The organism is Mycolicibacterium sphagni, from assembly GCF_002250655.1.
GTDB lineage: Bacteria > Actinomycetota > Actinomycetes > Mycobacteriales > Mycobacteriaceae > Mycobacterium > Mycobacterium sphagni.
The window spans coordinates 1-11,166 of the sequence record NZ_NOZR01000034.1; the positions used below are offsets into that span (position 1 = coordinate 1).

General features: G+C 65.4%; 13 protein-coding genes and 1 pseudogene. 4 read left to right on the top strand and 10 right to left on the bottom strand.

Annotated features, from left to right (window positions below; genetic code table 11):
- Positions 1-319: 319 nt before the first annotated feature.
- Together CG716_RS29980 and CG716_RS26850 are read left to right on the top strand one after the other, a co-directional pair.
- Positions 320-874, top strand: coding sequence for a RodZ family helix-turn-helix domain-containing protein (locus CG716_RS29980; RefSeq protein WP_133067031.1), 555 nt, complete (start codon positions 320-322; stop codon positions 872-874).
- Between the two features lie 13 nt (positions 875-887).
- The gene (locus CG716_RS26850; protein ID WP_094484190.1) at positions 888-1,145 is read left to right on the top strand and encodes a hypothetical protein; all 258 of its coding nucleotides are present in this window, start codon (positions 888-890) and stop codon (positions 1,143-1,145) included.
- A gap of 169 nt (positions 1,146-1,314) precedes the next feature.
- Here the strand turns inward: CG716_RS26850 and CG716_RS26855 are convergent, their stop codons facing one another.
- The 4 genes and pseudogenes from CG716_RS26855 to CG716_RS26865 all read right to left on the bottom strand — a co-directional run bounded on the left by CG716_RS26855 (position 1,315) and on the right by CG716_RS26865 (position 3,504).
- A complete protein-coding gene (locus CG716_RS26855; protein WP_094484234.1) occupies positions 1,315-1,899 on the bottom strand; it encodes an MspA family porin in 585 nt (194 codons plus the stop codon).
- Between the two features lie 236 nt (positions 1,900-2,135).
- Positions 2,136-2,293 (bottom strand): annotated as a pseudogene (locus tag CG716_RS31255) (maleylpyruvate isomerase N-terminal domain-containing protein); the annotation flags it as partial.
- Between the two features lie 28 nt (positions 2,294-2,321).
- Complete coding sequence (locus CG716_RS26860) at positions 2,322-2,729, bottom strand: nitroreductase family deazaflavin-dependent oxidoreductase (protein ID WP_094484191.1); 408 nt, start codon at positions 2,727-2,729, stop codon at positions 2,322-2,324.
- A gap of 382 nt (positions 2,730-3,111) precedes the next feature.
- Complete coding sequence (locus CG716_RS26865) at positions 3,112-3,504, bottom strand: DUF1801 domain-containing protein (RefSeq protein WP_094484192.1); 393 nt, start codon at positions 3,502-3,504, stop codon at positions 3,112-3,114.
- Positions 3,505-3,676: 172 nt separating this feature from the next.
- Here CG716_RS26865 and CG716_RS26870 point away from each other — a divergent pair, with 172 nt between their 5' ends.
- Positions 3,677-3,862, top strand: a complete 186-nt coding sequence (locus CG716_RS26870; protein WP_094484193.1) for a long chain fatty acid-CoA synthetase Faa4p — start codon at positions 3,677-3,679, stop codon at positions 3,860-3,862.
- A gap of 39 nt (positions 3,863-3,901) precedes the next feature.
- On the opposite strand, the gene CG716_RS26875 is transcribed toward CG716_RS26870, so the two are convergent.
- The 5 genes from CG716_RS26875 to CG716_RS26895 form a co-directional block, all read right to left on the bottom strand.
- Positions 3,902-4,345, bottom strand: coding sequence for a Zn-ribbon domain-containing OB-fold protein (locus CG716_RS26875; RefSeq protein ID WP_094484194.1), 444 nt, complete (start codon positions 4,343-4,345; stop codon positions 3,902-3,904).
- The gene (locus CG716_RS26880; protein ID WP_094484195.1) at positions 4,342-5,538 is read right to left on the bottom strand and encodes a thiolase family protein; all 1,197 of its coding nucleotides are present in this window, start codon (positions 5,536-5,538) and stop codon (positions 4,342-4,344) included. Before CG716_RS26880 ends, CG716_RS26875 begins: the two co-directional genes overlap by 4 nt.
- Entirely contained in the window at positions 5,535-6,308 is a 774-nt protein-coding gene (locus CG716_RS26885; RefSeq protein WP_094484235.1) for a potassium channel family protein, read from the bottom strand. The genes CG716_RS26880 and CG716_RS26885 overlap by 4 nt, the downstream gene beginning before the upstream one ends.
- 5 nt (positions 6,309-6,313) lie before the next feature.
- Positions 6,314-7,162, bottom strand: coding sequence for a sulfurtransferase (locus CG716_RS26890; RefSeq protein ID WP_094484196.1), 849 nt, complete (start codon positions 7,160-7,162; stop codon positions 6,314-6,316).
- A 440-nt stretch (positions 7,163-7,602) separates the two neighbouring features.
- A complete protein-coding gene (locus CG716_RS26895; RefSeq protein WP_094484197.1) occupies positions 7,603-8,415 on the bottom strand; it encodes an acyl-CoA thioesterase domain-containing protein in 813 nt (270 codons plus the stop codon).
- Between the two features lie 65 nt (positions 8,416-8,480).
- On the opposite strand from CG716_RS26895, the gene CG716_RS26900 reads away from it, so the two are divergent.
- On the top strand, positions 8,481-9,932 hold the full coding sequence (locus CG716_RS26900) for an MFS transporter (RefSeq protein WP_094484198.1): 1,452 nt from the start codon (positions 8,481-8,483) through the stop codon (positions 9,930-9,932).
- A gap of 30 nt (positions 9,933-9,962) precedes the next feature.
- Here the strand turns inward: CG716_RS26900 and lhgO are convergent, their stop codons facing one another.
- Positions 9,963-11,165: an L-2-hydroxyglutarate dehydrogenase gene (gene lhgO, locus CG716_RS26905; protein WP_094484199.1), complete on the bottom strand. Its 1,203-nt coding sequence runs from the start codon at positions 11,163-11,165 to the stop codon at positions 9,963-9,965.
- Position 11,166 lies beyond the last annotated feature (1 nt).

The following is an 11,166-nucleotide window of genomic DNA, read 5'->3' on the forward strand; positions in this document are numbered from 1 at the left end:
CCCCAGCGGTGTCAATTCGTCACTGTGACGTTTTATCGGTCAACCCGCCCCCGCCCGCAATTACACCGGCCCCGCTAGCGTCGTGCATATCCGTTTCGGGGATGCGGAGGGATCCAATGGATCGGAGTCAGGATGGGTCGGACGGCTGATCATCCGCAAGATCAACGTCGACCAGTTCGATGGCATCTGGGACCGCTTCGGCTTCGGCAGTAGAAGCAACTCGTGGCCGAACTCGAGCCCCACCTTGCGTGATATGCCGGCATTCCCTCGGTGGCCTGCGATGAGCGGAAAGCTCACGCCCACAGCATAATTCGTCACGGTGACGATTCCGGATGATCTCCGCATTCCCCAATCGCGGCAAATCCTTGGTCGATCAGCTACCTTCCAGGATTATGCGACTACGCGCTTGGGGCTCGTGCGCAATCGCTTTGATCGTCGTCATTTCGGGACGGGGTTCGGGACCGGTACCGCTGGCGCCGATTGTTTTCAGCTGGGCGGGTACAACCCGTCAAAATGCACCACGACGGCACCGAAGGCCGACAACAATCAGGCTGCCAAACCCACCGACTCCAGCTCGCCGACCAACTCTTCCGGCACCGATCAGGATGCGAGTCAGGACGGCGCCAGCTCGCCCGACAAGGATCTGTCGGAGAACAGTTCCACCGGCAGCAGCCCCGAAGATTCCGGGATGACCGCCTGCCAAAACCAAAGCGCCATGCCCATCGCCATCGGCCTGCAAGCCACCACATGCCCGGCAACCCAGGGCCCGGTTACCCCACCAGATTCAGGGGTGAATGCGTGTCAGAATTTGAACGCCATGGCCAATTCGCTAGGTCTGCCGCCTGGCGTCTGTCCCCCGAGCTCGCGCAACTGATCAGCTGCCCGGCATGACGATCGGTGTCGACGTCGTGCTTGTGCTGGTGCTGTTGCTCACCGTGTTTGGCCCCGACCCGGCCACGACGATCGGCGTGGGCGCCTCTGAGGTATCCGTCGAACCCGACTTCGAGGGCGATCCCGTGGTTTGCGACGTCGCACCGTCAGGCATAACGATCGGGTTCGGCTTGGACTTCTCGTCGTCGCTGCCGCCACCTAACGGCGACTCGAATTGCGGCGGCCAATCGACCGAGGTCGGCGGCCAGCTCTGAGTACCACCGCTGCCCGACGAATCCGACCCTGGCGGTGCACATCCCGCCCCAGCGCCGAAATCACCAGGGGTGTCACAGTCGGCGTGTGCGATGCCTGCAGGCACGATTGCGATCGAGCTGACGACGCATAACGTCGCGAGCCACCGAACCGGTTGAAGGATAACGGATTTCACAATGTCAGAATGTCGCCGTAGGCGTTGATGCTGTCGTCGGACTTGTCGGTGTCGATCATCACCGTGGCGAAGAACCGGATCGCGACCTGCCCACCGCACCCGTCGACCTTGACGTGCGCATCGTGGACGACGATCTCGCCGGTTCGGCCCTTGAGGGCCTTCTTACCCAACCCGATGTTGGTGATATTGCCGGGCAACAGGTTGATCGACCCGCCGAGGTCGATGTCCGCGTAGGGCCCGACGTCATCGATCGGATCCCCACCTTTCAGTCCTGGACTGATACCGAGGTCGGTATCCGCATTCAGGCTTCCGCCCTCGCTGAGGTCCACCTGACAACCGAGCTGCAAGCCCAGGACTAGCACGCCCGAGTTGACCGGAATAGAACCGTTGCCACCGATCGTCGCCACGGCCTTGCCGGTGACGAAGCCCTCTCTGGTGAACGCGGTCGCCGCCATATTCGGCACGGAGTTGATGGCCATTCTGGTCAGCGTGGTGCTCAGATGCCAGCCATCGTCGGTGTCCGACGACTGCGTGACGTCCGCGATCGGAATCGGTTCCGCCGCGGCCACGCCGTGGCTCAGGCACATCAGGACCGCGGCAGCACCGCCGGCTCGCAGCAGTCTGGCCACCAATACCTGCTTTCGGTCAGCTGAAGCTGTTCCATCGCCGGTGACCAAACACGGGCACCGTCAGAGATCGTAAGTGAATCAGCTGGACGGTTCCTGGGACTCAGCTGACTGTCTGAGTGCCCCGCATCAGCCGAGCCGGCAGTGCACCAGTCGGCTCTCCCCGCGTCTCCGCGCGACTTGAGCAGGGGCACCAGATGCGCGGCAACAGTTTTGACATCCCACCCGGCGCACAGGCTCGCCTTGGCGAGCTGGTCGGGCTAAGACTGTCGATCAAGCCGGTGATCGATCGCCGTTCCTCGGCCACCGCTGCGAATACCCGCTCGCGTTCTGCTGGGCTCAGCCGCATTCTGGCAGTCTGAAATCGGGATCGGTCGTTATGAACGCCGCAACTCGATGACTGGGATGACCCGCGAAGTCTTCTCCTGGTATTCACCGAACCCAGGCGCCTGCTCGACGATCCGCGGATAAAGGGCGTCGCGCTCCTCTTTCGGCACTTCGTGGGCCACGACATCGAAGGCATCGGTGCCGATCTCAATGTGCGCGTTGGGATTGGCACGCAAATTGTGCAACCAGGCCGGGTCCACGTCTGCGCCCGCATAAGAACCGGCGATGTAGAGCTTGCCGTCCAAGTCGAACGGCATCACCGGGCTGATCCGTTGCTGGCCGGATTTGGCGCCAGTGGTGTGCAACAGGAGCAGGGTTGCGCCCTCGAACGGACCGCCCACCTTGCCGCCGTTCGCGCGGAACTCCGCGATGATCTTCTCGTTCCAGTCGTCGGCCATGATGAGTCCTCTCGTTCTCGCTGACGCGCCTCCACGCTCGCTACGACACGAAACCCAATCGTAGTAACGGCTACTCCATTGGCCGCGTGGTACCGAAGATCGCCTAGCATCCGCGAACGTTTTGACAGTTACGGTGACTCCGTCACGCGGCAATCGCAGGATGACTATCTGGACTGATGGCACGACGACCGTCGCCCGGCTAGGACACGTCCAGCGTCACAACGTCTTCCACCTCGGCTTGAGGTGCATGTGGTAAGAGATCGCCTTGGGTGCCAGGCTGGCCCCGCCTAGCCAGCACGGCTAACCCGACGCCCAGGACGACCGCCAAGCGCCCCGGTACCCGATCAGTCGTCTCCCGACATCGGGCAGGGCTATCGATCTGTCACCGGCGACGGGGCTTCTTGGACAGGTTCAACTCCACCGCCGCCTGGATGAGTGCCGTCAACGCCTCCTCGTCAATGAGGTCGCCTTCGTGAAAATCGATGGCGCGACGGGTGTTCCCCTCCAGGCTGGCATTGAAAAGACCGGCCGGGTCCTCCAACGAGGCCCCCTTCGCGAACGTCATTTTCACCGCCGCCTTATAGGTCTCGCCCGTGCAGATCACGCCGGCGTGCGACCACACTGGAACCCCGCGCCACTTCCACTCTTCGACCACGTCCGGGTCGGCTTTGGTGATCACGGCGCGGATCTGGGCCAACATCTCGCCACGCCAATCGTCGAGCTCGGCGATTCGGGCGCCGATGTGTTCTGAAGCGGTGATGTCGTCTTGGGCCATACACCCATATACCCATAAAAGCGAACGATTTTGTATTCCAAGATTCAAAGAGTATCTTTTCCCGCGGCCCAAAATTGCTCCGGAAAGCTAGAAGATGCGTACTCACTATCGAACTCGCGGCTTCTCCACCCGCCCGCATCGGGGTCTTCGCACCCATCAGGTACTGCGGCCGATGGCCGGGCAGTGCTTTGAGATCGAGATCCAATTCGACAGCAATCGGTGGGTGATCCGGATTCCGGAGATCAACGATGCGACTGAGGCGACGTCGCGGGACAAGGTCGAATTGGCCGCCCGTGAATGTATCGCAGTCCGCACCGGCATCCCCATCGGCTACATCTCTGTATGGGTTCGCGACTGACCCAAATCCCGTTGTCCTACAGCGGTTAAGCGTGGCCTCTCAGTGGGTGACGGGCCGGAACAACGGTATCCACACGCGGGTGTCCTCCTCGCCGGATAACGCCGTCCAGTCCTCGAAGAACACCTCTACCTCGAGCCCGATGTTCATGTCGTCCGGCTCGACGTCCACCACATTGGTGATCAGCCGAACGTCAGGTTCCTCGGCGAGTTCGACGATCGCCACAATGTAGGGCGGCTCGAATCCGGGGATCCACGGCTGGCGGTCAACGGTGAACGCCGCGACGGTCGCTCGCCCAGACACCTTCTGGGGTGCGACATCGGTGCTGCGGCAGCGCCAACAGGCCGGCCCCGGGGGGTGGAAGAAATGCCCGCACGCGTGGCAACGGCTGATCAGCAGCTCCCCGTTTCGCCCGCCGGTCCAGAATGCCGCCGATTCGGATGTCGGGCTGGGAGCCAGACGCAAATCCGGCCGTTGATAGCTCATCGGCTGCTCACCAGCATCGAACCCGCGACGGGACCGCCACCGACGCCGATCGCGACGATCTCAGGGGTCCGGGTGGCCTGGCGCTCGCCGCCCTCCTCCCACAACTGAACGCAGGCCTCGTGTAGAAAGCCCATCCCATGCAAGCGTCCTCCCGACAGCTGACCCCCACTGGTGTTCAACGGCAGCTTCCCGTCGAGCGCGATCCGCTCGCCGCCCTCAATGAATTCGCCGACCCGCCCGTGCTCGCAGAATCCCAACGCCTCCAACCACATCACCGTCAGGAAGCTGAACCCGTCGTAAAGCTGGGCCATGTCGACGTCGCCTGGCCGTAACTCGGTGTTCTCCCAGAGCGTCGCTGCCGAATCGTGGGCGGCCATCGTGGTCAAATCGAAACGCTGCTCCCAGGTTGGCCTTTCGAACATCCCCGGCCCGACGGATTCGACCGTCAGCGGGTGCCGGTTCAACTCGCCGCTGGCATCACGCCGGGAGACCACGACCGCGGTGGCCCCGTCGCAGGGCACGTCGCAGTCGTAGAGACACAACGGTTCCGAGATCATCCGTGCGTTCAGGTAGTCCTCCATCGTCAGCGGATCGCGGTAGACGCCGTCGGGATTGCGCCCCGCGTTGCGCCGGGCGTTCAACGCAATGGCGCCGAGTTGCTCACGGGTGAGCCCGAAGTCGTGCATGTACCGCTGCGCCGGCATGGCCAGCCAGTTGGTCGCCGACAGTGCGCCGAACGGCGCGGTCCACTCCATTTGGGGCGGCAGCTTGCCGCCGCCGCCCAGCAGCACCGACGCATGCCCGCCGCCGGCCTGCTGCGCCGCCGTCGACTCCCAGACCGACCGGAACACCACCACGTGGTTGGCCAGCCCGAGGGTGACGGCCATACACGCCTCGATCACCGGCCCGATCTGGCCCGCCGTCTCCAGCCCGGACATGTACCACCTGCTCCGCAGGCCCAGCGCAGTGCGCACCTCGGTGACGGTGGCACCGGAGAACCCTGGGTTGCCGGCGACCGCCCCCGGATAGCTCGCGATGCCGTCGACGTCGTCGACATCCAGGCCGGCGTCGGCGATCGCCCGGAGCACCGCTTCCAGCGTGAGTTCCAGTCCGGTGCGGCCCAGCCGACGCCCGACCTGGGACTTGCCCGCGCCAGTGATCACCGCCTTGCCGTCGAACGGTCCGCGATTCATTTCACCGCACCTCGCGATTCATTCTGCGCAGCAATGACTTCCGCGAGGCGCGCCACCTCGGCTTGCAGGCTCTCGATGTGCGCGACGGTGGCCGCCTGCTGAGCGCTGTCCTCGGCCGATACCCGCTGAACGATCCAGCTCGCAATCGTGGCAGTAATGGCACCGACCAAGCTGATTCCGCCAACCATGAGCAGCGCGGCAACGATCCTGCCCAGAACTGTCACCGGATAGAGGTCGCCGTACCCGACAGTGGTGATCGTGGTTACCGCCCACCACACGGCGTCGCCAAAGTTCTTGATGTTGGCTCCCGGTGCGGGGCGTTCAACCTGTAGTACCGCCAGCGACGCGGCGTAGACCAACAGCACCGCGCTGAATGCCGTGTACGCCACCACCCGCCCCCGGATAGCGTCGCCGGCTGCCCGTTGCAAGGCACCCACAAGCGCGACCAGTCGCAAGAGCAACAGAGGGCCCATCAATGGCACGACGACCACAAGGAGACCGACCAGGTGTCGGAAGAACCACCTCATGCGTTGCTCTGCCAGAGCCAGGCGCGCCAGATAGTCGATGAGGAACGGCAAGTAGAGCACGAACAACATCCCGTGGATGATGTTCCTGTTCAACCCCTGCGGTTGAGCCAGCACCTTGACCGAGAACAGGGCGAGGAAAACCGCCGCGCAGGCCGCCAGCGGCCATTCCGACAGGGTCTCCCAGCGCTGCAGTCGCGATTCGGGAGCCTTCGCGTGGCTCGACGGTGCCGGTCCGACGGTCACGATCGTCAGCGCTCGCCGCGGGCGACCGGCCGGTCGGGATCCGAGCTCCACTGCGACCAGGAACCAGGGAACAGCGCAGCGTCGCGGCCCGAGGCGGTCAATGCCGCGATGGCGACGGCCGCGGTGATGCCCGATCCGCAGTAGACCCCGATGTCCTCTTCGGGCCCGATCCCACGCTCGCCGAGCAGATCGGCCACCGCCGCGTCGGCGACGAATGTGTCGTCCCCGTTCAGCAGCACCGTACTCGGCAGGTTCCGGGCGCCTGGGATGTGTCCGGCGACCGCGTCGACCGGCTCTAGGTCGCCGCGGAAGCGTTCCGGCGCGCGGGCGTCAAGCAGGGTCCGGCGGTCCATCTCGTCGGCTGTCAACGTGGGCAACGCGCCTGCGTAAAGGTCCTCGTAAACCACGGTGACGTCGCCGGGAGCCGGATCGACGGGGCCCGTCTCGAGGCTGCCGCCTGCGGCCGTCCACGCGGAGAGCCCGCCGTCGAGGATCCGCACATCGGCCACCCCGGCCGCCGTCAGCACCCACCAGGCTCGCGCCGAGCCAGCACGGTTCCAGTTGTCGTAGACCACAACCGGAATGCCCTCGCAAACACCCCAGCGCCGAGCGGCGGCCTGCAGCGCTGCACCCGACGGCAGTGGGTGGCGGCCGCGGCCGGTGCGCGTGTGGTCGGTCAAGTCATCATCCAGCGACACGTACACCGCGCCAGGGAGGTGCCCCTGCAGGTAGTGGCCGCGCCCGTCCGGCTCGCTGAGCGTCCAGCGGACATCGAGCACCGTGACCGGTTCACCCGCAGCCAAGCTGTTGACCAGCGCTTCGGCTGTTATCAACACGTCCGCGCGCCCCGCCATAGGGTCTCCTCGTTTCTGTGTCGGTCCCCGACGATGTTTCTCTGTCGGTCCCCGACGATGTTTCTGTGTCGGTCCCCGACGATCATGCCTCGGCCGTGGGCCCCCACGCTGGGGCAGGTAGTCAACCTGAGAAAACGCTGTAATCGAGTAGTGGACTACGCGTGCGCACGTAGTCCTAGGCCCGATAACTTTGCATACAACATCAGTCGAGACACGGATTCCGATGGGGGCACCGGGATCGCCTGATGGCTCACACCACGACTGGGGGGTGTGGTGTGAGCGCCAGGCGGCGCTGGGGAAGGTATCAAAGCCTTCCCCGGCGTCCGTGGTCTTTCTCGGGTAGAACCGATTCTCAGCCGACAGTAATGCCGACATGGCGGGCCGCGATGGACACCGCTCACCTGCGCTGCCGCACGATCAGCTGCGCGCCTTGCTGTGAGTCAGACGCTGAGCTTCGGAATGGAGTCGGGGGCACTGAAGTCGATCTGCGCAGCCGGGTTGGCGATCGCGGTGACCAGACCAGTTCCGAATGGGCCCACATCGTCGTAGAGGGTTCCCGTGCCGACCGAGATCCCGTCCGACACCCAATGTGAGTCACCCTCTACACCAATGCTTTCCGACCGCGGAAGGCGACTCAGCGCGACGGTGAGATCGCCGTTGATGTAGCCGATGCCCTTGGTTCCCATATTGCTGACCAGGCTGGTCGCCTCGGCCACGATGACCGAGCGTACAAACGGGGTGATCTCGTGGCCAGCCACCACATCGATCGGGCTGTGGTAGACGCGCTTTCGCGAGGTGTTCTGGTGCGCCCCACCGGTGGGACTCCAGCCGGCGTCGTCGCTGCCGATGAAGAACCCATGGTCCTCGCCTTTCGGCGGCGGAGTGAACGAGGCTTTGCTCGCCCATTCCTCACCGGGCGGTGGCTCAGATTGGCGGTACTGCACCAGGGTCGCCCGGGCCACGATCACCTCGCCCTGAATGACGTCGCACTCGGCATTGCGCACGCGGTGCCCGTCGCGAACTAGGCGCGACCGGACCACTGTCGGGACTCGTTTGGCCGCCTTGAACAGGTCCACCGTGAGGCGGGCGGGCAGGAAGCCGGGTAAGCCGAACCGCTGCTCCAAGTTGAACGCGGCCAGGCCCACCACCGCCGGGCCGTTGAGCATGTCGGCGCCCCAGCGGCTTCGGGCGTTCTCCGTCGGATGGAAGATCCCGTCAGGATCGGAAATGAAATGCGCCGGTCGGGTGGCCATCGGGGCATCCTCGCATAGCGCGCTCCGGTGCCAGCACCCGGATTCTTAGACGGCATAATCAACGGGTGTCAGATCCTGAGACGCGTGGCATCGGGTATCGCAGGCCCGGGCTGCTGGTGGCCACCCTGAGTGTCGTCGCGCTCACTGTCGCCGTCCTGCAGACCGGCGTCGTGCCGGTCCTGGGCGTGATGGCCCGACAGTTGCACGCCTCCCCCGTCGACGTCAGCTGGGCGGTGACCGCCAACCTGCTGGCCGCCGCGGCTTCCACACCGCTGATCGGCCGGCTGGCCGACCTGTACAGCAAGAAGCGGGTGTTGTTGGCGGTGCTCGCGGTGGTGCTCGGCGGCTCGCTGCTGGCCGCGCTGACGTCGTCGCTGCCGCTGCTGATCGCGGCAAGGGTGCTGCAGGGCGCCTCTTACGCGCTGTACCCGATCGGCGTGTCCATCCTGCGTGAGGAGTTGCCGGCCGACCGCCTCATGCGAGCGATGGCGGTGCTGTCCGGCTCACTCGGCTTCGGCGGCGGGATGGGGCTTGTGGTCACCGGTCTGCTGATGCGCGGCGACGCCGGCTACCACCGGGTGTTCTGGCTGACGACGGCGTTCACCGTCATGGTGATCGTTGCCGTGTTGCTGGTTCTGCCCACGCGTCCGCGAAGCTCCGAGGGCACCGTCGACTGGGCCGGTGCAGCGGGCTTGGCGCTGGGGTTGTCGGCAATGCTGCTGGCAATCACCCAGGGCCACAGTTGGGGGTGGGTCTCGGCGCGCACGATCGGCAGCTTCGCCGCCGGGGTCGCCGTACTCAGCGTCTGGTGGTGGTGGGAACGCCGTTGCCGGCAACCGCTGGTGTCGACGACGATGCTGTCTCGCCGCCCGATCCTATTGACCAACCTCGCGACCGTCCTGGTCGGTACGGGCCTGTACTTCGCCTTCCTTGGCCTGACCGATTTCGTCGAGGCGCCGGCGGGTAGCGGCTACGGATTCGGCGCGACGGTACTGGGCGCCAGCGTGGTATTTCTGCTGCCCGGCGCGCTCGCCGGCTTCGTCACCGCCGTGATCAGCGGACGCTACATCGATCGTTACGGCGCCCGAACGGTGCTGATGGTCGGCGCCGCCACGGGCGTGATCGGATTTGTCCTACTGGCCACCTGGCACGACCAGCCCTGGCAAGTGGTCGCGGCCGGTGTACTGGCCAACGCGTACATCAGCCTGGCCTACGGCGCGCTGCCCGCACTTGTGGTTCGCGAAGTGGAAGCCGACGAAACCGGTGTCGCCACAAGCATGAACGCCATCGCACGGACGATCGGCAGCTCGATCGCCGCGGCGATCGTGGCGGTACTCCTGGGCCGATCCCAGCACGGCCACACCCCGGAGAGCAGCTTCATCATCATCTTCGCCCTCGGCGCGATCACCGCGGGCGGGGCAATGCTGCTGATCGCTGTCACCCGGCCGCGGTTGCGGCCTCTTGCTTCGATCGACGACGTCAGCCAGTCCCGCGCCATGAACCACGAGTGGGGCTGAGCCTCAGCGACTTTCACCCGATCACGGTAATCAGCCGGTGACTCGGTCGACCAGTTCGCGGGCCAACGCGAACGCCGACGTGGCGGCCGGTGACGGGGCGTTGCGCACATGCGAGACATGACCGTCGCGGGAGATGACGAAGTCGTCGACCAGGGAGCCGTCGCGGCCCACCGCTTGTGCTCGCACACCGGCGTGCGAGCTGCCATCGAGGTCGTCCACCGTGAGGCCCGGCATGTAGCGCGCCGCAGCGGCGACGAACGCGCGCTTACTGGCCGCCATCCGGATCTCGTCGAGGCCCACCCGCCAGTAGCGGCGTGCCACCCGCCAGGTGCCCGGCCAGGTCAGCGTCTCCCAGGAATCGCGAATACTCAACCGGCGCAACGCGTATGCGTCGCGGGCGCCGACCATCATGGCGGTCGGCCCGAGGGTGACGTCGCCGGTGATGTGCTTGGTGATGTGCACCCCCAGGAACGGCAGTTCGGGGTTGGGCACCGGGTAGATCATCCCGTTGAGCCGGGGCTGCGCAGTGGGCCTGAGCCCCAGATAAGCCCCGCGGAACGGCACGATCTGCGGTTCGCGCGGTGCTCCCGCACGACGTGCGAGCCGGTCGGACCACAGCCCGGCGCAGGCGATCACGGTGCGGGCCCGCACCGGTCCACCCTCGGTGTGCACGACGGGATTCTCGGCGCCGTCGATCGCATCGACCGCAGTGCCGAAGCGTACCGACACGCCGACCGCCCTCAGCTCGTCGACGAGCGTCCTGGCCACCGCGGGGTAGTCGACAATGCCGGTATTGGGTGCGTGAAGTGCCTGCACGCCAACAGCATTGGGCTCAATCTCGGCGATCTCCTCGGCGCCGATCCGGCGCAACCCGGGCACGGCGTTCGCGATGCCACGCTGCTCCAAATCGTCCAGGCGGCCCAACTCGTCCGCTGACAGGGCGACGATGAGCTTGCCGCAGCGCTCATGGCTGATCACGTTGTGCTGGCAATACTCGTACATCAGTCGGGCACCCTCGACGCACAGGCGGGCCTTCAGCGATCCCGGCTGGTAGTAGATCCCGCCGTGGATCACCCCCGAATTGTGGCCGGTCTGATGACACGCCGGGGCGGCCTCGCGCTCCAGGACGAGAACCGAGTCTGCGGGCCGGCGTGTGGTCCACTCTCTGGCCACAGCCAGACCGACTATGCCCGCACCGACAACTACCAGGTCATGCACACCAGCAGAAACCATG